Here is a 24,203-nt window from a genome sequence, read left to right on the forward strand (position 1 = left end):
GTAATAAAGCAACAGTAAGGTATAATAATGTTTCTTATGGTAAAGGTCATGGAATTGTAATTAAAGGAAATAACGGAATATTAGAATATAATAAAATTGATAATAATCATAAAAATGGCCTTATACTTCAGGGCAGTAAGTTTAAAATAAATAATAATACTGTATCATATAATAAGGCTCGTGGATTATCCTTTGAGGGCAATAGTGATAATATAACAAATAATCGTTTTTATTTTAATGGTTATAATGGTTTAAGAATTATTGGAAATAAAAACAAAATAAAAGATAATATTTTACTTAATAATTCCAAAAAAGGCAATTACTCGGCTATAGCTATTAAAGGGAATAATAATTACTTTACAAAAAATAAAATACAAAATAACCGTTTCCGTGGATTATATGTTGAAGGAAAAAGCAACAATATCACCCATCAAGTTTTAAAAAATAATTGGAAATCACAATTATTAATCAATGGAATAAACAATATTGCCTATAATCAAACAATCACACAAGGCCATACGTCTGGCTTATATATAGTAGGAGATTATAATAAAGCATTTAAGCTTAGAATTAGTAATAATAGAGCTAATGGAATCATAATAAAAGGAAATTATAACAGGTTAAATAGAACATTAGTGTTTAAAAACAAAAATGGTGTTTATGTCAATGGAATAAAGAATATTTTAATACAAAATACCATAAAAAAGAATAATATAGGGATATATCAAAAAAACGGTGAGGATAATCGTTATAATTATAATTACATTGTTAATGAAAAATATAATTTTTATCGGTTAAAGGGTTCTTTTAATGCTGAGTATAATTGGTGGGGTAAAAATAGTGTATATAATGTTAAAAATGCGAAAATAAGTAAATATGTAGTAGCAAGATTAATAGCTCCTGATGTTTTAAAGCTTAAAAAAACATATAGAATTAGTGTTAGATTCAGGGATAATAAAAACAAGAAATTAAAACGCAGTATTCCTTCTTTAAAAGTTTTCTTTACCTTTGATGGGGAGTATAAACCTTATTATTATAATGTAACTAAAAACATTGCACACGGAAAAATAAGAGTAAAACAGTATGGTTTTTACACTTTAAAAGCAAAAATTGACGAACAAAATTTATATAAATATTATATAGGTGATTCGAAAGGCCGATTATATGATTTAAGCCTTTATATAAAGAAATTGTTTAAAAAAGAAGGGATTAATGCTAATAACGCTCTTATTTCTCAGACAACTAATTCTGTTTTAAAAAGTATAAAAAAATCTAAAGGAAATTCAAATTCTGCTAAATCATATGATGATTTTCTTAGTTCTCTTTTTATTAAGGGATCTATTTTAAATTTATTCATTTTTGAATATCTTTTAAAAGGTTTACCTCTTGATCAGAAGATTGGGATTTATAGCTTTGGAAAAATTATGGATGCTTTATATCACTCTAAAGGTAATATTTGGAAGATGATTGATTATACTTATCTTACTATACCTGGTTATAAAGCTTTAGATAACTTTTATATTGGAGGTGTTCCAGTAGGTCAATATATTAAGGATTTTTTAGAGGTGTTTTTTTGTATTGATCAAAATGGAAATATGAGTATTGGAGGATTTATATTTAATGGAGTATCACTATTATTAACAATTCTAACAGGAGGAATAAGTTTTGGTATAACATCTTCCATACGTACAAAAGGAATAGCATTCTTAACCTCAACAGGACTTATGCCAAAAATTTTAAGATATGGGTCTATACTAAAAAACATTGCTCAAAAGTTTATGCCTAATTGGATGATTCAAATGTCTTTACCAGCTATAAAGGATTTTAGTATGGATTTTGTTAAGCTTATTGGTGGTAATCCTGCTTCTTTATCTGTTAGAATTCTTAAATCTTCTCGATTCAATATTTTAAATCGATTAGGTGAAAATATTGAGATTTATAGCGCTGCTTTTAGAATGGCTAATGAAGGTTTTCCTGCTATTTTACAAACTACTAATTCATACTTAAAAAAGATTTTCACAGAGAATGCTGCTAAATTTAGTTTTCAAAATCTAATGAAAAAGGCCACTACTTATTTTGGTATTCGTTTAGATTATAATTCTATTTCTAAAGCTATTAATAATGGTCCCTCTAATATTCAAAATGCCTTTACAGTAGCTAATATTGAATCAAAGAAAGTATTATCAAATGCTAAAAATAAAGCTTTAAGTGCAGTGAAAAAAGCTGTTACTATTGTGAAAAATACCGTTAAAGCCAAAGCGGATTTTATTAAGGTATCAGCTCAAAAAGCTTATAGTGGAACTAAAACATTTTTGACAAATACTTTCAATGGTTTAAAGAAAGGTGTTGTGGATATTGGAAATAAGATTTATAATGGTTTAAAAAGTGGTTATAATGCAGGTAAAAACGTATTAACTAATTTTTATAATAAAATAAGAAATTTTAAATTGTAAAAAAAGATAAAAAGGATGTTCATCAATGGCTTTAATAAAATATGACATGGAAAAAGAAATGGAAAGAGAAAAAGAGAGGGTTTCAAAGATATTGGAGAAGTTTCCAGAAGTTGGAGGATTAGAAAATATTTTGAATCAAACCTTAGATTTATATAATTTGAAAACTTTTCAATTTTACGTAAAAAATGCAAGGGATGTTATTAATAATTTGGATAAACTTCATAAAAATAGTTTGGATCCTAATTTTTTAAAAAAAGAGTTTCCTTTATTTAATTATGCTACAATTCTTAAAAGATCTAAGATTAAGATTATATATGTTCCATCATTATGGAGTGATACAATATTATTTGAACATTTTTGGGTGTTTTTTAGTTTTTGCAGTTATATAATATCATTAGAAAAAAATGTTGATATTAGTGAAGACTTTTCTTTAACTGAGAGAGTTATGGATTTAGGTTATGATTTTGATAAAAACATAGATTTCAACCCTATTGATGAGGACTTTTTTAAAAAACTAAAATCAATTAAATGGAATAAAAAAGCAGAAAAGCTATTTGAGAAGATATATTCAATACATACTGATATGATAGATTACATTGCTATTAATCCATTTTCCTTAATAAACCTTGCATCAACTTCTTCTAATCGTTTTATTTTGACTTTTTTGGTTGCTTGTTCTGCTGTTAATAATGATAGTGATTGTATGATGATTGAAGATGTTATTATGGGTTTTAAGACTTTTTATAAGTTTTTTAATATAAATATAGAGTAAAAGTTTTAACTAGTTTGGTGTTTTATTATGAAGTTGGGTAAAAATTTAGCTATTTTTTGTTCTGTGATTTTCTTTTTTGTTCTATCATTTATCGTTATAGCTATTGTTATTAACTTGTTTCCAGATTTCAGTTTTTCTGAAAATCCTATTATGAGATTGATTGGTTTAGTAGTGTTAGTGTATATTACAAAAAGGTTTTATATTTATTTAAAAGCAGAAGAAAGTTAATAATTTATTATTCCTTTTTTTATGGATAGATATATCTTGAATTGGAGATCTTATTAATATTTTAGATTGGGTGGTTATAAAATTGTTTATTTTTACCATTCCTTAAAAAAGAGGTAAAGGGGTTTTTTTTATGAATAAGAAGTCTATTAGTATTCTAATATTAGTTGTTTTAATTGTTGGAGGGGTTTATCTTTTATCTGATAGTTTTATTAGTAATAACCGTCTTTTAGGAGTTTCTCATTTTAATAATAGTGATATTTCTTTTGATTATCCTAGTATTTGGATTGAAGATAAAAATACTAATTTTAATTTAACATTTCGTAGTTTGTTTTATACTATGAATTTAGATATTTATGATATTTCAAATACCTCTTTTGAAAAATCAATTGATGGTTTTTTACAGGATAATTCTAATTTTGAGGTAAAATATAAGGTTTTAAAAATAAATGAAACCATGGTTGATGGTCAAAAAGCTTATGATATAAGTTCTAATATTACTAAAAATGGAAAACAACTTTATCAGAGAGATTTAATCTTTGAAAGTAACAATAAAATGTATATTATTGGATTTTTAACTAATGATTTTAATATAATAAATAATGACTTCAACTTTGTTAAAAATAGTATCCATTTTAAATAATTTGAGGCCATAATTAAATCAAAAAACTGAACAAGATAAAAAAAACCAATACTTTAAATTTTATTTCTTCATTTTCATATCAAATTCATAAATAGGGACTTAGAATTAAATTATAATCTCTATATTAAGGGATTTAAGAATGAATAATTTGTAAAATTCATGCTAAAAATTATTTATGGAGAAATTTTTATGGAGGAATATTTAAAGAATCGTGTTGAGAAAAAAAGGGATGGTGTGAAGAAATTATCTTCTAAAATATTGTCTGATTATCAAGTTGATGGTTTAGAGGATATTTTCAAGTATGCTAAAAAAGTGAGTATAGAATTAGCTAAAAAGGCTGTTAATTATTATAATACTATTAAATCCTTACCTAGTAAAGCAGGTAATTATTTAAATGATCTTGGAAATAAATTTAATGATAATGTCTTGAAACCAACAGAAAATTTTCTAAAGAAGGGATATTCTACTCTTAAAAAGTATTTACCCTTTTTACCGTAATAAGGAGCATATGATAATGAGTGTTGAAAAAAAGAGAATGAAAATAAAAAATTCATCAAAAAAAATTTTAATGGAATATCCAAATCTAAAAGGATTAAATAATGTTTTTGAATACATATGGAATTTATCAAATAATAAAAACTTTAAAGTTCTCATTAAAAGCACTGGAAAATTTAAAAAAAAATTTGCTGATTCTAATTATTATATTTTATGGGCTTCAGATAAATTTATTGAGGAAATACCTCAAATTGGATACTCTAAAGAAGTTTTGTTTCCAAGCAAATTTTATTATATTTTACCTTGAAAAATTAAAGGAACAATAGGGGTTGATGATTATGCATCTTTAAATCAGATAGTTTTCACAATCCTTGATTTTAACAATGAAGAAACTAGCCTTTCGAATGTTTTTGTTTTGTCTCATAAAATCATGATGCTTTTATATAATTTTGATAGGAATACCTATTTTGAAAATCCTAATAAAGAATATTTCATGAAACTTAAAGACATAAAATGGAATAAAAATGCAAAAAAACTCTTTAAAAAAATTGATAAAATTAAATCAGCATTCCAAAGGACTTGCTCTGGGGAAATTTTTGATGAGAATCCCGATGATGGTTATCCTTTTTCTAGTGGGTTTGATGCTGATGTTTGGCGCTGTTGGATTTTTTTGGCTGGCTGTAGTGCTGTTAATAACAATCGAGATACAATAATTGCTGAGGATGTTGTTTGTGCTTGTAGAACTTATTTTAAACTTTTAGCTACTCTGGGCAATGATTAAAACAATAATATCTTTTTAGGGAAGTTTTTTTATGAAAGTTGGTAAATTTACATCTGTTGTTTTGAGTGTTATTTTTTTCTTAGATATTATAATTATTTTTGCTTGGTTTAATACTGAATTTTTCCCAAACTTTAGTTTCTCAAATAATGAAATATTAAGAATAATTTTACTAATAATAGTTTTACTAATAACTAAAACTTTTTATTCATATCTACGCAATTTAAAAGGTGGAAAAAACCAAAATGATATTGAAGAATCTGATTTAACTAAAAAAATACTAATGACCTTTACTATTGGATTTTTCATTTCAATATTTGGAATATTCATAATCATGAACATGTAAAGTTATGATAACTATTTTATAATTAACTTTATTCTTCTTTTTTTTACTGTATTAAATTTCCATTGAATAAATTTTAAGCTGTTAATTTACTTTCATTTCGATTTTGCCATCGAAATTATTGATAATTTGTTTAGAAATCATGTAATCAATAATTTCATTAATTTTTTGGGATGTTTTTCTTGAAGTAGACTTAAATCCAAAATTTCTAGAAACTTTTTTTATTAACTCTTTTTGATCAATTGGGCTGATATAGTTTAATACAAGTTTTATATTTTCTTCAATTTCCTCATTTGATATTAAATCAATATTTGGATTTTTCCTTTTCCTAACATTAGTTTTGTTCCAATTTATTGGGAATAAAAAATCGTCTATAATTAATATTGAATTATCCTCTTCAGCTATTGATATTGATTTATTAATATGTTTCTTAAATTTTGGGCCTGCTCTTTTAAGATTACAACTTTCTTTTATTCTAGAAGTAAATTCACTTATATGTATAGGTCCTTCAATAGATACAACACTATCAACAATATTCAAAAGTTTTTTTTCTGATAAATTATAAAATTCTTCTGATTTACTAACTGGTATATCTCTAGCAAATTCATAATCAATAATTGAGTTAGAAATTTTGTTTTTATCAGTACTTCTTGTCAAATCTCTTTCTTTAAGTTTATTTTTTTCTTTAGCCCTTTCTTTCTCAATTTTTACATAATCCTCATTTAAATCTTCTATAATATTTTCTAGATTATCATTGTTTTTTATGTTAAAAATATCCTCAAAATTATCATTATAATTTTCATTATTATAATTTTTATTAATATTATCAGAAGGATCATTGTATTCTTCAAAAGGAATGGTTCTATCTATGACAAAAACCTTTTTTGGAGCTGTAGGGTTTTCAATTTCTCTTAAAGAATTATTTATATATTTAACTTCATTTTTAATTTCATTTATAGATTCAGAAACAGAACGCATTCTTTCTTTAATGTTTTGAGGCTGGTTATTTCTTCCCCTATTTTTCTTATAATTGAAACTATTTCTTCTAAGAGGATTATCAATGTTAGATATTCCTTCATATATGTTTAATCCATCAAAATTATTATCTGAATACTCATTATCTTCTTTAAGATAATTATCCGAATATTCCTCATCTTCTTTAAGATTATTAGCTGAGTACTCATTATCTTCTTCATTTTCAGAAATATTTTGGGATTTATCCATATTAATGTCATTATTTAAATCAATAATAATATCTTCATTAAGTTTATCATTAATGTTTCTATTAAAATCGTTTTTAGCTTTATCAACATCATTATTTAGATTATTAGAATTATCATTAGATAAATTATTAGGAATATTATTAGGAATATTATTAGGAGTATTATTAGGAATATCGATTGAGATATCTTTAGAGAAGTTTTCATTTGAATTTTCTAAATTATTTTCCCCATCTTTATTTTTATTATCACAATTATTCTCATCATTAATATTAGTATTATTATTATTATTTTTATTATTATTAATATTATTATTAGTATTATTATTAGTATTATTATTTTTATCAATAATTCTATTTTTATTATCTAAACTATTTTTGACATAATCATCTTCAACAGAATTATCGGAATATTCATCATCTTGAATATTATTTGAATAATTAGAAATTTGATTTAAAGCTTTATTTATCTCTTTTTCAAGTTCATCATCATTATAATCAGAATTAAAATTTTTTTCTGTATTTGAATTATTTTCATTATTTAAATCAATATTCGATTCGTTATTATCCTTTTTATGGTTATTATTAACTTTATCGGAGCTATTATCACTTTTATCATTGATTTCATCAATTAAATGTGATCTGAATCTAATTTTTGATTTTTTATTAGTATTTTCTTTATTTATAGAATTTTTTGAGGGATTATAATCTTCTTTATTAGAATGATTTAATTCAGTAACTATTTCTTTTTTAATTTTATTATTGTTATTTTGATTATTGGTGTTAATTTTATCTTCATTAATAACTTTAGATCTAATATCACCCATTTCTATTTCAATAACATTATTATTATTATCATAATTATAATTATTGTCATCTTCATTATCATAATTATTATCAATATTATTACTATTACTATTACTATTATTAGTATTATTAGCAGGATTATTATTACTATTACTATTATTAGTATTATTAGCAGGATTATTATTACTATTACTATTATTAGTATTATTAGCAGGATTATTATTACTATTATTATCAGTACTATTATTAGTACTATTATTAGTATTATTGTTAGTATTATTGTTAGTATTATTGTTAGTATTATTATTCTTTAAATCAGAAATAATATTTATATTTTCAATATCAGAATCATTTAAATCATTTTCAATTTGGCCTTTGATTTCTTTTTCATTTTCCATTTCAATATGATTTTCAAGTTCTTCATTGCTAAAATCGTTATTATTTAAGGAATCTTCTTGATTTAGTATATTATCTTGTTCAGTTTTGGAACTGTCATGTTGATTTATTTCACTTTCTTGTTGGCTTATTTCAATTTTTTGTTTCTTTATTTCACTAGTTTCTTCATTAATTAAGTTATCTTGTTCATTTTCAGTGTTTTCTTCACCAATAGGATTTACAATTTTAAGATTATCATCTTTAGAAGGAATTTTTTGGATTTTCATTGACTTTAATTCATCAATGAGTGATTTAGCTTTAATTTCTTCAATTGCAGATAATAACTTATTTCTAGTTAAATCTCTATTCCTATACCAATCAGTTGACCAAAGGTGATATAAATTCCATCCTAAGCCGTTTAGTATTTGTTCTCTTAGCCTATCTCTATCTCTAGCTACTTTTGATGATGAATAAATTTTTCCATCACATTCAATTCCTACAATATATTTCCCAGGATTATGCTCATCAACAATAGCTAAATCAACTCTAAAACCAGCACAGCCAACTTTTTTATCTACAGTGTATCCATTATTTTTTAAAAATGTATAAACTGCATCTTCAAAAGGTTCATCACTTTCAAAGTTGTTGATAACCTTTCCTTGAGATATATTTTCAGCATATTCTAAAAATTCTTTCAAAGCTTTTACACCAAATGGAGGATTAGCAGTTAAATGAATATTATGGGCTTTAAAATTAGAAAATACTACACATTTTTCTCTAGCTCTGGTTATGAGAACATTTAATCTTCTTTCTCCACCATCTTGATTTAATGGACCAAAGTTAAGGGACATTTTTCTATTTTGATCAAACCCATAACCAACACTAATCAAAATAACATCTCTTTCATCTCCCTGAATGGTTTCAAGGTTTTTAACAAAAAATCTCTCTTCCATTTTATCAGAAAATAGAGGTTCTAATTCAGGATGTAATTTTCTTTCGATTTCGAGTTCTTCTAAAATAGCATTCATTTGAGCTACAGAAAATGTTCCAACTCCTAGACTTTTTGTATCTCCATATTTATCAAAATGTTTAAATATTTCTTTTACTACAGCCCTTGCTTCAAGTGGATTTGCAGAAGATTTACCTCTTTCATAAACAGTATCTGGGTCATGCCTAAATTTTAATCCTAATTCATTAGTATTGTGTGAAGGTGAAGGATAAACCAATAAATCATTATCATAAAATTCTTTATTTGAAACAGCAATTAATGACTCATGCCTACTCCTATAATGCCATTTTAACATTTTAACAGGAAATGAAAGTTTACATAAGTGGAGTATACTTTCCATATCTAATGCAGTAGCTACTTCTTCAATATCATCAATTCCAGTCATTTGATCAAAGAAAGAAGTAGGTGGTAGTTGTTGGGTATCTCCCATTACAACAGCTGTTTTGGCCCTCATAAAAGCACCAAGAGCATCTTCAGGTTTTACTTGGCTAGCTTCATCAAAAATAACAACATCAAATTGTAATTTAGGATTTGTAGGATCTAAATATTGGGCAATAGATAAGGGGCTCATCATAAAACAGGGCTTAATTTGTTTTATTATACCTCCTGATTTTTCAAGCAATGTTCTTACTGGTAGGTGACCTCTTTTTCTTGTGAATTCTCCTGCCAATGTTTTAGCTTCAGGATTTTCAGCTGCACCAAAAACTTTTGGAACTTTTTTATTTAGTTTTTGAAAGATTCTTCTTCTATTAAGTTCGATTATTTTTGCATCTAAATCTTTAAATTCTGAAATTTTATTTTGATGTAATTCACCAATAAATGTAGCTAAAGTTTCATTCTCTGCAAATACAATATTCAGTAAACTATCTGCAAAATTTCCAAGAACAAGAGGTTTAACATCCTCTTTTTTTATATTTCTCTTTTCAACAGTTTTTACAAACAAGTTAGCTGAAGTTGACATACATGCATTTTTTGTGTTTAAATATTGAGACCATAGATGTAAACTTGAAATTTGCCCTCTCCATAATTTTAATTGTTTTTCCCATTTATCAAAATGAACATCTTTTGTTTCTTTTTTAAATATTAATTTACTTCTAGGATTTAATTTAGACTCCAATTTAGAAAGTTTATCAATAAATTTATCTCCTAAATCTAAATAATTTTTTATTTCGCTCTTTGAGTCGATTTCAAAAAATGAATTTGAAAGTAAATTTATTGTATTTTCATTGTATATTCCTTCTTTTAATAAATGATTGAATTGTCTCATAAAATTTGATGCTGATTTTAAATCAGTTATAGATGCATCATAATGCCATAATTCACCAAAATATTCAGTTCCTAAATTATTAACATTATTTAATTCTTTTTTAAATTTCAAATGTTCTTTAACTGCTTTTAAATCTTTAAGTGCAATTTTATCATTAGGAACATCTTTTTTATATAAATATTTTAATTCTTCACGATGATTCTTTCCACCAAAGAATTTAAATCTTTTATTGGTCTCTTTTTCAAGATCCAATAGTAAATCCTCTAAATTTTCACTATATATATTGTCATTGAACTTATCCATAACTCTTGAAGTCATTTGGTAATTTTCTAATTTTTCAATAAGTTCATTAACTTTCCGAGGATTATTAATCCAACATTTATTTGTTAAAATAGCACTATCAATTAAACCAATAGTCCTATCATCAAGGAGTTTTATTGATTCTAGTGATCTTTCATATTCTCTTAATGTATTAGCTGTTTTTATTCCAAAATTTTCATATAAATTTTCAGATTCATAGGAAAAATCATTTAATGATTCTAAAGTATCATTAATAAGCATCTCAATTTCTCTTAAATCAGAGGGAAGTAAACTTTTAGGACTACATTTACTCCAAGGATTATTTTTAGATATAGTACTATGAAGTTCAGCTAAGTTTTCAAGATCAATAATCATATCATCCAAATCTTTAAGAGTAAACTCTTCTGGAGATTTAAACCTCACTAAAGGTAATATATTACTCAAATTAGATGCATTTTTTTTGTGAAAATGATCTTCAGCATATTCTTTCATGCCATATAATTCAAAGGGAGACATTTGAACATTATAAACTGGCTGGTGAATAATTTCAGCATAATCATCTAATTGATGTCTTAATTTTTCTAGTTTTCTAAGAATCTGATTAATGTTAATATCATCCATAGCTCTAACATTTAGTGCTTTTTGAAGTTCTTTTAATAATTTTTTTCTCTTAGTTTTATGACTATGTAATTCAAGTACAAATTTACCAAGTCCAACATTATCTAATCTACTTTTAACAACTTCTAATGCAGCCATTTTTTCACTGACAAATAGAACACTTTTTCCAGAAGCTAAAAGTTCAGCTATAACATTTACAATTGTTTGAGATTTCCCAGTTCCTGGTGGCCCTTCAACAACAAGATTTCTTCCAGATTTAACATCTTCAATTACTGCAATTTGTGATGAATCTGCATCGAGAACTTGATACATGTCTTTATATAAAAGTTCTTTATCCACATCTTCCTCATTAAATGAGCTATCATGTTTGTTTTTAGTAGGATTGAATATAGATTCAATTAATGCATGTTTTGTTAAATCAACATTTTCTTCCCAACTTTCGGGATTCAAATCATTATACATTACAAATTTTGTAAAAGAGAAGAATCCAAGGGATATGTGTTTTGTAACTTTCCATTTTTTCATTTTATTTACTGCATTTTTAACATCCCTTAAATAATGTTCAACACCTTCAATATAAGATGTTATTTTAAATTCAGGAAATTCAATTCCTTCTTCAGCTAATTTAGCTTGTAAAGAAATGTTTGATTGAATATCTTCTTCATTCCAATAAATAGAAAATGATTTTCCTACTTTTTTCCTTTCAATTGATACTGGAATTAAGATTAAGGGTGCAGCGTGAACTTCATTTGGTCTGAAATTATCTCTCCATTCTAAGAAACCTATAGCTAAATACAAAATATTATAACCTTGCTCATGAAACATGGTATTTGCTTGTTGATTAATATAAAAAAGTCTTTTTTGAAGTTCTTTTGGAGTAAGATCGGTTTTTAAAGATTTATCTCCTTCAGAAAAAATGCTTAAATCAATTGGTGGATGTTCCCAAAGTGCAGAAAATCTTGATTTTCTACTATTATTATCATCATCTTTCGAATTTGAATTTCGTTCTTTTTTATTTGGAACAAATTGCATCTTCTTTTTTTGCAAAATAAGTGTCTGATAAACAGACATTGGGGATTGATTGATTACTTCAAGGGTTTTAGACCTAGGTTTATAATTTAACAACTGATTTCTCAGAGTTAAATCAAGTAAATTATTTCTAAGTTTTTCAAACTCCTTTTTTATGTTATTAGAAGATGTTTTTCCCATTTGTATCACTAATATTAAAAATTAGGTTATTGGTAGTCAATCCTAAATACATTATATATTTATTCTTATAATTATTAATAAAGTTTTCTAATAACTTTAAATTTAGCCCTAAAATTACTTTGTTTCAAAAAATTAGATTAAATTATTAATTATAATAGAAATATTAAATAATATACATTAGTAGATAAAAATTATATTTAATCAATTAATTTAGATTATATATTAGATATTTTGAAAAATGTTCAAATTAAGATATTATAAAAGGAAATATTTAAATTATATTAGAACAAATATAATTATTGAATTAATATTGTTCATTTAGATTAGTGTATTTTTAATAATAAATATTTATATAAATTAATTTGTGTATATAAATTAATTTAATTTTTAAATTAATTTAAGATTATAAACTCATTTGAGTTATATTAGGTATATAAAATTACATTATATTAATCAACTTATATATTATTAATTATAAATATATAATTTAGCTATTAATTAGTTTAGAATATATTGCTTTAAGATATCATATAGTTTATTATTTTATTTTAATATATTTACTTTAATATATAATTATCTCAATATATTATTATTTTAATAAATTATATTTATGAGTATATAATTATTATTTAAGATTAATAATGATTAAGTTATTGGATTATAATATTTTATTATGTTATTTTATTAATTTATTTTATTAGATTAATTAGTAGATTAATTATTAGATTAATTATTAGAATGATTATTAGATTGATTATTAGATTAATTAGTAGATTAATTAGTAGATTAATTATTAGATTGATTGTAAAATAATTAAAATTAATATGTTTCATTAGAATTCTTTTATTTATGGAGATAGAGGTGATATTTTGAATGATAATATAAAAACTGCTATGGTTGGAACCCCTTGTCAAATATTAGCTGCTACTAAAATTAACAAATATTCTGAGAAAACCGGAGGATCTTCAATTGATATAAAAATAGGTTTATTTTGTATGGAGAATTTTTCATATACCTATTTAAAAAAATTTTTAACAGAAAAAGATATTAATATTAATGATGTTGAAGGTTTTAGAATAGAAGAAAATAAATTTAAAGTGCTATTAAAAAATAATGATATGTTCACAGTTCCTTTATCTGAAACTGATTCATTCAAAAGGAAAAATTGTGATATTTGTCTTGATTATACTTCTGATATATCTGATATTTCAATAGGTTCTCTTGGATCTCCTAAAGGATGGTCTACAGTTATTATAAGAACTGAAAAAGGAAAAGAAATTATTGAAAATGCAGAAAATGAAGGTTATTTTGAAACTAAAGAAATATCTGATAAAGGGAAAAAAATAATTGAAAAAATTGCTAGTAAAAAGATAGAAAAAAATCTTGAAAATATCAATGTTAGAGAAAAAGTTTCAAGACCTGTACTATATACTAGAAATATAAGTGATGAAGAAATTGAAGATATTTCCTCAAAATGCCAATTTGATAATTTAGAAAGTGATGTTATATCTGAAGGAGCATGCGTACTTTGTGGAGCTTGTGAATATGTATGTCCAATAGGTATCGTTGAAATTGATGATCGAAAACCTCAAAAATTTGGCGAGTGTAAAGAAGATTGTCATGCATGTTACTATGCTTGTCCTAGAACTTTTTTAAGTAAAAATGTTTTAGGTTATAACTTTAAAGCAAAACCTTTAGGAGAATATATAGATATTATTTCTGTAAGATCTAATAAAATAAAAGGGCAAGATGGAGCAGCAGTTACCTCAATATTAATGTACTTACTTGAAAAAAATCTAGTAGATAATGTGTCTATTGTTGGTGAAGATGAAGAAATTTCATGGAAACCAGTGTCAAGATTAACTAATGATGTTGAAGAAGTTAAAAAAGCTGCAGGAACTAAATATAGTACTGTTCCTATAGGTTTTAAAGCTTTAGAGTAATAATTTTTTAATAAACTTTTTAATTTATTTATATTTAAAATTATTTAAATTATTTTTTCATTATTTTTCTATTTTTAAATTATTTTTTATTAATATTTTATTTTTTCACTTTTATTGATATTTTTTTATTTATTTTCAGTTTTATCATTTTCCTTAGTTTTTTACTAATTTTTAATATTTATTATATTATAATATTCTTCGGGGATTATAAATTTTAATAAATTAATTAAATTAAAAATACTAATATATAAATTCAATATTAATAAGATAACTGTTAAAAATGAAAATAAATGAAAATAAGTGAAAAAAATAATAAAAATATAGAAGAATAATAAAATAGAATATGTAAAATAAATAGTAAATTAATTATAAATTATTAAAAATGAATAAAAAATATAAAAATAATAAAAAATAATTTAAATAATAATTTAATACTAAATTTAAATATCAATAGAACGGTGAATTTAAATAAATTTAAATATTATATTTAAATATTAATAAATTATTAATGAAGTACTAAATTTAATTTTATACTATTTTTTTAATTTTATAATATTTTATTATAAACTGTCAATTGCTTTAACAAGAAGATTAATTGTATTTTCAACATCTTCCATGCTTGCAATACTTACAGTTGTATGAATATATCTAGTTGGAACTGAAACTACACCTGTTGGAATTCCATCTCTAGATAAATGAATAGCAGATGCATCAGTAGTTCCACCCTCACTTACTTCAAGTTGGTATTTGATATCTGCTTCTTTAGAAGATGAAATTAATAAATTTTTAATTTTCTCTGGAGTAATAATTCCTCTTCCACTTGCATCAGCTAAAATTATAGCTGGTCCATCACCAATTTTTGCTGGTGCATCATCTTCTTTTATTCCAGGATGGTCTCCAGCAATAGTAACATCCAAAGCAAATGCCATATCAGGATTTATCTTAAATGATGATGTTTTTGCACCTTTTAAACCAACCTCTTCTTGAACTGTTCCAACACCAAAGACAGTTGCTTTAGTATTAACTCTTTTTAGAGTTTCTATCATAATATAACAGCCAATACGATTATCAAGAGCTTTGCCCATAATTAGATTGTTAGGAAATTCTTCGTATTCTGATTTAAAACTTATAGGGTCTCCAACAGTAACTAATTCTTCAGCTTCTTCTTTTGAAAAAGCACCAATATCAATAAACATTGAATCATATTCAACAATTTTTTTTCTCTCAGAAGCTTTCATGACATGAGGAGGTTTTGATCCAATAACACCAGTAACATCACCATTTGCTCCATGAATTGTTACTGTCTGGTTTAGTAACATTTGATCATTTATTCCACCAATTTTTGTAAAACGAAGAAAACCTTTTTTATCAATGTGGCGAACCATTAATCCAATTTCATCCATATGGGAAGCTAACATTACCTTTGTTCCTTTTTTTTCGCCTTTTTTAATAGCTATAACATTACCCATCAAATCTTCTTCTAATTCATCTACATGATCTTTGAGTTCTTCTTTAATAATTTCAACAATTTTTCCTTCAAAACCAGATATCCCTGGAGTTACTGATAATTTTTCCATTAAATTCATTTTTTCACCATATGAATAATAAAGATAAGTAATTAATGCATATTTAAATTCAAATAAATTATATTTGATTATATAAGTTTATATGAATTATTACATAAATATTTTATTAAAAATAGGATAAATAGTTTTTAAAATATGATAAATAGTTTTTATTTAATAATTAATATTAATATTATTCTTATAAAATTAATAAATTATATCAACAATAAGTTTATAAACTTTGTAATATTATTTAAGTATGTATGATACCTAAAAGTCATCCTAGATATAAATCTCTTATTTTACGAGAAAAAATAAAAAATGCATATAAAGAGGGATATTTAGCTGATTCTGGAATGATTGCTCATGGCAGAGGTGAAGCATTTGATTATCTCATTGGAGAAAAAACCACCCCAACCTCTAAAAATGCGATTAAAACAAGTGTAGCAATGCTTCTTTTAGCAAAAAATCCTGTTTTATCTGTCAATGGAAATAGTACTGCACTAGCTGCAAAAGAAATTGTTGATTTAGCTAATGAAACTAATTCTAAAATTGAAATTAATTTATTTTATAGAACAAAAAAACGTGTTGAGATTATTTCTAAAATTTATGAAAATTTGGGATATAATAATATATTAGGTAATGATGATAAAAACTTAAAATATATTGATAATATTGATTCTCCTAGGGCTACAGCTAGTGAAGAGGGAATATATTCTGCGGATCTTGTTTTAGTTTCCTTGGAAGATGGAGATAGGGCAGAAGTTCTTTCTAATAATGGTAAGAAAATCATAGCTATTGATTTAAATCCTTTGTCAAGAACAGCTAAAATTGCAGATATAACTATTGTAGATAATATTGTGAGAACAATTCCTCTAATGATTGAATATGCAAAAAAATTAAAATCCAAAGATAATAATGATTTAAAAAGAATTATTGATGATTTTTCAAATGAAAATAATATTAAAAAATCCTTAGAGCATATTAATCTGGACAAATACAATTAATAATAATAATAATATTTAAAATATAAATTTTATTAAAATTTAATAATTATCAAAATATAATGTTTATTTAATAGTAATTTTTAGAAATTAATTTCAATTTTAGAATTAGTTTCAATATAATGCTTATTTAAATATAATCTTTATATAAGTATAATCTTTATTTATAAATATAAAATTTATTAAAATATAATAATTTTTAATATATAATAAAATATAACAATTAAGTTTTATTATAATTTAATTATATATAATTTTAAATTAATATTAAAACAAAATTAAAGTGAATTTTATGAAAGTTGTAGGTATTTCAGGATTACCCGGTTCAGGGAAAAGTTTAATTTCCAAGCTTGCTAAAGAAAAAGGAATCATGGTAATTAATATGGGAGATTTAGTTAGAGAAGAAGCTAAAAAAAGAAATGCTGATGTTGGAGAAACTTCAATAAAATTGAGAGAAGAATTTGGCGAATATGTTTTAGCTAAATTAACTATTGAAAAAATCAAAAATATAAATAAAGAGAATAATTTAGAGAATATTTTTTTAATAGAAGGCATACGTAGCCAATATGAAATAAAAATGTTTAAAGAAAATTTTAAAGAATTTTTACTTTTATCAGTCTTTGCTTCACCAAAAACAAGATTTAATAGACTTAAAAATAGAAATCGTAATGATGATTCTTCAATTTATGAAGAATTTTTAAAAAGGGATCAGAGGGAGTTAGATTTTGGTATAGGTGCTGTTATAGCAACATCAGATTCTATATTTATTAATGAAGATAGTTTGGAAGAATATAAAAAACAAATAAATAGTTTTTTTAAAAATATAATAAGTTAATTTATATTAGTTTTACTAAATTATTAATTGTTTTATATTGTAATATATCCTATTAAAATTATATTGATTTTAAACGTTCAGGATGAGTATAAACATTAAATCTCTCCCCTCTCACAAAACCAACCATTGTTATATTTGCTTCATCAGCTACTGTATATCCAGATAAAGTTGGAGCTGCATTTGAGGCAATTAAAGGAATTCCAATTCTTGCTATTTTTATTAATACATCTGCGGGCATCCTACCACTATAAATTATATAAGAATTATTAAAATCTAATTTTTTTCTAGCAGCTGCACCAATGACTTTATCAACTGCAACATGTCGACTAATATCTTCCCTACTTATAAATTCATTTTCTTGTTTATTTATAAAACTAGCAATGTGGGTTCCTCCCGTTTTTTTCCATATAACTGCTTTTTCTCTGATTTTTTCAGCATTTTCTAATAAGTCTTTAGGATCAATGATAAAATTGGACTCAACTTTATCTATAAAATCTATTTTACTTCTCCAACCTCCAAAACAGTCAGAACCAACTATCAATTCTTTTTTAATGTCAAAATCTTCTAAATCAATTTTGGCACTTATATTATTACCATCAATTTCTATTTCTTCAACATTATCGATACTATTTATTAAACCTTCCCCTAACATGTAGCCAACACTAAAATCTTTTAAAGAATCAGGACTAATAGAAAAACTTCTAGTTAGTGTCTTGTTTATGACTAAAGTTATTGTTTCATCTGAAACAATTATATCCTCATTTTCTGTGAATTTATTATCATCATAAATTAAAGTATCAATTTTACTTGTCATAGGCATTTTTTCAAATCCTTTTTCATTACATTTATTTTATATTTATAAATATATCTAATATTAATAAAATAATTATTTAAAATCTATTTATATAATTTTATATTATTACTAATGATATTATAAATTATATTAAATTATATAATTTGATTTTTATCATTTATAAAAAAATATAAAATTGAATAATTAAATATAAAATTATTATAACTCCTTAAAAGACATTTACATAATTTAAGAAGTTATATATCAATAGATAATATAATTAGGAATATATTTATCCCTTTAAGATCATATGCCTATAAAAAAAATAAAAACATTTAAATTTGATAATCATGAGCTATAATGGACCTGCCTTATCATAAAATAGATCTTGAATTAAATTAAGTCCACCATCAAAACCTACATAATTATCTCCCAAAACTAATCTATTATATGAAGGGAAAGAAACTGTAACATGAGTTGTTTCAAGTTCTGCTTTTATAACAGATTCAAGAGAGCTTGCATATAAATTTAAAAATGGTCTATTTTTCAAAATTTCTCCGATTTTATAAGAATCAATCTCAAATATAATATCTGGTGTAAATTCTATCTCATCACTACCAGTAATAGATTCTATAATGCTTTCTCTATATTCTTTTGGTGGGTTATCTGTGATTATAACCACGTCAGGGAGTTGACCAACTTCATCAGTCAAATATCTTGTAATACCACTAGCAGTGTTTGAATCAGCTACAACACCGAAATATACATTAGGAACATCAAACTGGAGAATATCTCCTGCATATTCAATTGTACGGTATGCTCTTCTTTCTTCTGTATTAATAAATTCTTCTAATTTTGTTTTATCAATAGGTAAAATTTCAGCTAATTTTCTTAAGAAATTTTTAGTCTGTATAGGTCCAATTGGTATGCTTGGGAAACTTATAAATGGTGTTTCAAACTTATCTTGAAATTTACTAGCTGCTCTATGGCCAACCCATGATGATAAAACAATATTATATGAAGCATCAGGTATTTTTTCAAGTTTCTCAACAGTATCAAATTCACCAAAAATTACATTAGCTTCAATTCCAACTTTTGAAAGTAATTCTTTTATTGCTCTAAGTTCACCTTTCCAAAATATATGTTGAAATGGAACAATACCCAAAATATTAACTAATTTTTTATCTTTATTTTCTGATGGTGTTAAAAATTGATCTGCAAGTGCTTCGAAAAAAAGTTCATATCCTTCAAAGGAATTTCCTTTAAAGCCAGGAGCATTAACATGGATTATAGGAGCTTTATCTCTAAATTCACTTACTACTGCATCTACATCATCACCAATTAATGATGGTACACAACCGGAAATTACTGTAAAAAATTTCCCTGTTGAGATTTTTATTGTTGAGTCTATAAGTTTCCTTAATTTCTCTTCTCCTCCAAAGATTACATGTTCTTCAACAAGACATGAACATGGAGTAGAAGAACCTCCATAATCACCAGGAGCGTTTTGTGCCCCTCCATAATTAGCACCGAATAATTGACTCATTCCACATCCAGAACCCGAATGTAAAATTGGTACTCCTTCATTAAGTCCAACAGCTGCTTCATAAGCTCCAGATAAAGTACAACCATACCTTGGAGCTTCAACTATTCTTGGAGAACTTGATTCATCAACATAATTTTCTGATTTATTTTCACTCATTTTTTTCTCTCCTTTTAAAATTAAAAGTGATTAAATAAAAATGATTAAATTAAATTAATAGCATTAATCAATAATCATTTTAATAATCACTTTTCATTATTTTCCCTTTTCAGCAAAGTATAATGGATCGGGTTGGTCTAAATACCATTTCTTTACACTCACTCCAGTCTTCTCTTTTGAAAGTCTTTGGAATGATTGATTCTTTAATGCTTGTAATAAAAAGTTTCCATACGCAACTGCACCAGCATAAACTGCTTGAGTACTCCATTTTCTTGGATCTCCTCTTAGAGAATGTAACCTTGAAACAGAACCCTCACGTTTCCAAGCTCCACCTTGGAATGGGCAAGTTAAAGCCATATCAGGTTTAGTATGCTCAGTAATATGTAGTTGTTCTGCAGCTTGGAAGGTATTTACCATTACATCAAAGTCACCAACTCTATTTATAACGTCTTCTAATTCATCTATTAATATATCATCAAAGTCTTGAGCCATTGCAGAAGATGATTTAACACCTAATTCATCAAAATATGGGAGTTGAGTAACAAGTCTTCCTTGACCAAGAGAACCAAGAACATCAATTCTCTTACCTCCTCTTGAATCTTCAATCTCCTTGAATTTTGTTGTTATTTCTTTCATTTTAGGAACCCATTTAGAATGTTCCTCTTTTATTAATATTTCTACCTCTTTTTCTTTTCCAGTATATTTTCCAATTTCTCTTAACCATTGATCAGTATTTTTTATACCAATTGGAGACGGATACATGAAAAATGGGACTCCAAAGTGTTGATGAAGTCCTCTTGAAAGGTAATCTGTATAAGTCGGACAAATAGGTGCAGTAACTGCTGCTTCTCCAAGTTGTTCAAAGTCCTCTACACTTGCAAATTCGGGTATAAAATTTGCTCTTAATCCTAATTTACCTAATAATCTTTCAATTTCTATTCTATCTTGCCATGCATATGATAACATACTTGCAATATTAACTAAATCTTTTTGTTTCTTTTTTGGCTTTTTAACAAGATATTTTAATACTCCATGCCAAAATGCATCATAACCAGTTTGCATGATCTTTGACCTTACACCTTCACAATGTATTGGAACTATAGTAGCATCAATCTCTTTTTGTATTTCATTAACTGCAGATTCAATATCTTCACCAATAATACCTGTAACACAAGTAGTTAAAATAAAGATAGCTTTTGGATTATATCTTTTTTGTGCTTCTTTAATTGCTTCTATAAGTTTATCCTTAGCTCCAAATACTACATCATCTTCACCAAGATTGGTTGTTAACCAGTTAAGTTTATAGTTTGTTGGTTTTCCTAATGCTTCTGGAATTGCACCATACAATTCTTTATAACCCAACGCTGAATGTGAACATCCTACAGGACCATTGAAAATAATTGCCGCATCTCTTATTGTAGAAACTCTCACAGCTAGGTAAAAATTAAGAATACAACCTCCAGACTGTTGAAATCCTCTTTCTGTACATCTTAAATTTCCTTTTTTTGCATCATTTAAGAGTTCGCTCGCCTTTCCGAAATACACATTAGTTCCATTTGCACGTTGTTCTCGAGTAGGACATGTGTTTTTATCAAGTTCTACAATATAATCCTCCGAATCAAGTTCATTTTTTGCCATATTTTAACTCCTTTTAAAATTTTTCATATTTATAACCATTATTGTTTATTTTCAGCCATTATTATCTAATTTGAATATTTTCTTAAATTCTCCCTTAATTTAATTTTTTTTATAAATTATCTTGTATTAAGGGTTATAACCTAATTTTATGATTAATATTTGATTTATGAGAAGTTTAATCTTATATTTTAAAATCACCTTCTTCCTGTCTTTTAAGATCTAATAATTTATCAGACCATGATTCAGCCCAATCTTTTAATTCATCACTTTCCAATGGAGATGGGACATATTCCTTCTTATTATTGTAAATATTTTTTGCAAGTTCTCTGTAAACATCTGCTTGAGAAGATTCGGGATCTGCTTCAATAGTTGTTTTACCTGCTAATTCTGCTTGAGTTACTGTAAGTGATCTTGGAACAAACCCTGCAATTGTACTATCTGTTTGATCAATAAAATCTCTTAATATATCTTTTTGAGCAGAAAATGTTATTGAATTTGCAATTATACCGCTGAAAAGAGCCCCTCCACCTGTAGAATATTTTTTTATACCTTTAAAAAGATTATTAGCTGCATAAATAGCCATAAAATCGGCTGAAGAAACAGTATAAACTTGATCTGCTACTCCTTCTCTTATAGGCATAGCAAAACCACCACATACTACATCTCCAAGTACATCATATAAAACAACATCAGGAGCATATTCTTCATATACATTTTGTTGTTTTAAAAATTCTACTGCAGTAATTATGCCTCTTCCAGCACAACCTACACCAGGCTCTGGGCCTCCAGCCTCAACACAATGAATTCCATTAAATCCTTCAAAAATTACGTTTTCAACTTTTAAAGCCCCTCTTCCTTTTCTTAATGATTCTAATACTGTGGGTATTGATTTTCCACCAGTTAATGTGTGAGTAGAATCACTTTTTGGGTCACAACCAACTTGCATTACATTATATCCTGCATCTGATAATGCAGCACTAATGTTTGAGGTGGTAGTAGATTTTCCTATTCCACCTTTTCCATATATTGCAATTTCTTTTATTTTCTTCAATTTTTCTACCTCATTAATAGTTAAGCTAAGAATTATATAACAATTGTTATATTATTGATTTTTTTCTTCCTGTCTTTAATATAAAATTAAATCAAGGTTTAATTTAAAAAATTATAAATTAAACATTAAAAACAGAATAAGTGATATTTCAACTCTAAATAATATATAACTGACAATAATTTTATTTAAACTAAATAATATTTAAAACAAATAAAATTAATTTATAATTTTTTATTTTAATTTTTAATATATTCTTATTTAATACAATTATTTATTATATTAATAGAATAAGTTAAATTAAAAATTAATAGAATAATAATAATAATATAAATTAATAATATAATATTAAATAATATGTAATTATTTTTAAAATATCTAAATTATTAAATATAATTTATATATTTTTTATTAAATTTATTATTTAATTAATTTAATTAATATATTTTTAAAAAATTATTCATTAAAAAAATTATTTATTAATAATTATCTAATTAAATATTAATTATTATCAGTTATAGCAAATGAGAGTTATTTGTTTAAATCAACACATAAAATCAATAATAGAATAAGATTTATATCTTAAAAACAATTTATATGATATAAATTCATTGTATACAAATGCAAGCCTAGAATCAACTAATTTATTAGATATTTTTGAAATATATCCAACAGATTTTAGTATATTTAAATCACAAATCATTTTAGGCCTCCATTCTTTATTTAATTATATTTTTCATATAAGAATAACATATAGTTAATTATTATAATACATATCATTAATTATATAATTAATTTTATAACATATAATTAACATTAGATAATATTAATATAATTAACATTGTATAATATTATAAAAAAATTATACAAAATTATATATAATTACATAATTTTTTATACAATAACACACGATTATTTATTTTATTTACTAATAATCTAAATATAACAATCGTTATTAATAATTATTTATTATAATATATAAACTTTACGATTTAGTTATTAACCTTTAATTATCAGCGTGAAATTTTTAATTATCAAATGAAATATTATTTTTAAATCAAATATTATTTTATAATAAATTTTTAATAAAACTTTTTAATAAAGCTTTTTAATAAAGCTTTTTAATAAAATTTTTTAATCAAATATTTTTAATTAAATTTTT

18 protein-coding genes are annotated in these 24,203 nt (G+C 24.6%); 11 read left to right on the top strand and 7 right to left on the bottom strand.

The annotated features are described in order from the left end of the window. The 8 genes from Q0087_RS00045 to Q0087_RS00080 form a co-directional block, all read left to right on the top strand. On the top strand, positions 1–2,453 hold a 2,453-nt coding region (locus tag Q0087_RS00045; RefSeq protein ID WP_297896852.1), incomplete at its 5' end, for a right-handed parallel beta-helix repeat-containing protein. A gap of 25 nt (positions 2,454–2,478) precedes the next feature. Beyond that, a complete protein-coding gene (locus tag Q0087_RS00050; RefSeq protein WP_297896855.1) occupies positions 2,479–3,225 on the top strand; it encodes a hypothetical protein in 747 nt (248 codons plus the stop codon). Positions 3,226–3,252: 27 nt separating this feature from the next. Beyond that, the gene (locus tag Q0087_RS00055; RefSeq protein WP_297896858.1) at positions 3,253–3,453 is read left to right on the top strand and encodes a hypothetical protein; all 201 of its coding nucleotides are present in this window, start codon (positions 3,253–3,255) and stop codon (positions 3,451–3,453) included. A gap of 130 nt (positions 3,454–3,583) precedes the next feature. Continuing rightward, positions 3,584–4,093, top strand: a complete 510-nt coding sequence (locus Q0087_RS00060; protein WP_297896861.1) for a PsbP-related protein — start codon at positions 3,584–3,586, stop codon at positions 4,091–4,093. A 189-nt stretch (positions 4,094–4,282) separates the two neighbouring features. After that, positions 4,283–4,591 carry a hypothetical protein gene (locus Q0087_RS00065; RefSeq protein ID WP_297896864.1) on the top strand — a complete coding sequence of 103 codons (309 nt, stop codon included), beginning with the start codon at positions 4,283–4,285 and terminating at the stop codon, positions 4,589–4,591. Between the two features lie 16 nt (positions 4,592–4,607). Continuing rightward, a complete protein-coding gene (locus Q0087_RS00070) occupies positions 4,608–4,895 on the top strand; it encodes a hypothetical protein (protein WP_297896866.1) in 288 nt (95 codons plus the stop codon). A 123-nt stretch (positions 4,896–5,018) separates the two neighbouring features. Next, positions 5,019–5,369 (top strand): hypothetical protein, encoded by a 351-nt coding sequence (locus Q0087_RS00075; RefSeq protein WP_297896869.1) that lies wholly within the window; start codon positions 5,019–5,021, stop codon positions 5,367–5,369. A gap of 31 nt (positions 5,370–5,400) precedes the next feature. Next, a complete protein-coding gene (locus Q0087_RS00080; protein ID WP_297896872.1) occupies positions 5,401–5,712 on the top strand; it encodes a hypothetical protein in 312 nt (103 codons plus the stop codon). Positions 5,713–5,793: 81 nt separating this feature from the next. On the opposite strand, the gene Q0087_RS00085 is transcribed toward Q0087_RS00080, so the two are convergent. After that, positions 5,794–12,513 (bottom strand): DUF3320 domain-containing protein, encoded by a 6,720-nt coding sequence (locus tag Q0087_RS00085; protein WP_297896875.1) that lies wholly within the window; start codon positions 12,511–12,513, stop codon positions 5,794–5,796. A gap of 893 nt (positions 12,514–13,406) precedes the next feature. Between Q0087_RS00085 and Q0087_RS00090 the strand changes: the two genes are divergently transcribed. Beyond that, positions 13,407–14,456 carry a Coenzyme F420 hydrogenase/dehydrogenase, beta subunit C-terminal domain gene (locus Q0087_RS00090; protein ID WP_297897005.1) on the top strand — a complete coding sequence of 350 codons (1,050 nt, stop codon included), beginning with the start codon at positions 13,407–13,409 and terminating at the stop codon, positions 14,454–14,456. Between the two features lie 560 nt (positions 14,457–15,016). Here Q0087_RS00090 and Q0087_RS00095 read toward each other — a convergent pair. Continuing rightward, the gene (locus tag Q0087_RS00095; RefSeq protein ID WP_297896877.1) at positions 15,017–16,042 is read right to left on the bottom strand and encodes a M42 family metallopeptidase; all 1,026 of its coding nucleotides are present in this window, start codon (positions 16,040–16,042) and stop codon (positions 15,017–15,019) included. A 242-nt stretch (positions 16,043–16,284) separates the two neighbouring features. Here Q0087_RS00095 and Q0087_RS00100 point away from each other — a divergent pair, with 242 nt between their 5' ends. After that, on the top strand, positions 16,285–17,028 hold the full coding sequence (locus Q0087_RS00100; RefSeq protein ID WP_297896880.1) for a 4-phosphopantoate--beta-alanine ligase: 744 nt from the start codon (positions 16,285–16,287) through the stop codon (positions 17,026–17,028). Positions 17,029–17,317: 289 nt separating this feature from the next. After that, complete coding sequence (locus Q0087_RS00105; RefSeq protein WP_297896882.1) at positions 17,318–17,860, top strand: nucleoside monophosphate kinase; 543 nt, start codon at positions 17,318–17,320, stop codon at positions 17,858–17,860. 58 nt (positions 17,861–17,918) lie between these two features. On the opposite strand, the gene fdhD is transcribed toward Q0087_RS00105, so the two are convergent. The 5 genes from fdhD to Q0087_RS00130 form a co-directional block, all read right to left on the bottom strand. Further along, on the bottom strand, positions 17,919–18,680 hold the full coding sequence (gene fdhD, locus Q0087_RS00110) for a formate dehydrogenase accessory sulfurtransferase FdhD (RefSeq protein ID WP_297896885.1): 762 nt from the start codon (positions 18,678–18,680) through the stop codon (positions 17,919–17,921). A 328-nt stretch (positions 18,681–19,008) separates the two neighbouring features. Beyond that, on the bottom strand, positions 19,009–20,355 hold the full coding sequence (locus Q0087_RS00115) for a nitrogenase component 1 (RefSeq protein WP_297896888.1): 1,347 nt from the start codon (positions 20,353–20,355) through the stop codon (positions 19,009–19,011). Positions 20,356–20,451: 96 nt separating this feature from the next. After that, entirely contained in the window at positions 20,452–21,993 is a 1,542-nt protein-coding gene (locus Q0087_RS00120) for a nitrogenase component 1 (RefSeq protein WP_297896891.1), read from the bottom strand. 181 nt (positions 21,994–22,174) lie between these two features. After that, a complete protein-coding gene (nifH, locus tag Q0087_RS00125) occupies positions 22,175–23,044 on the bottom strand; it encodes a nitrogenase iron protein (RefSeq protein ID WP_297896894.1) in 870 nt (289 codons plus the stop codon). Positions 23,045–23,585: 541 nt separating this feature from the next. Then, positions 23,586–23,744 (bottom strand): hypothetical protein, encoded by a 159-nt coding sequence (locus Q0087_RS00130; protein ID WP_297896897.1) that lies wholly within the window; start codon positions 23,742–23,744, stop codon positions 23,586–23,588. Positions 23,745–24,203: the final 459 nt, after the last annotated feature.

This window comes from uncultured Methanobrevibacter sp. (assembly GCF_937881195.1).
Lineage (GTDB): Archaea > Methanobacteriota > Methanobacteria > Methanobacteriales > Methanobacteriaceae > Methanobinarius.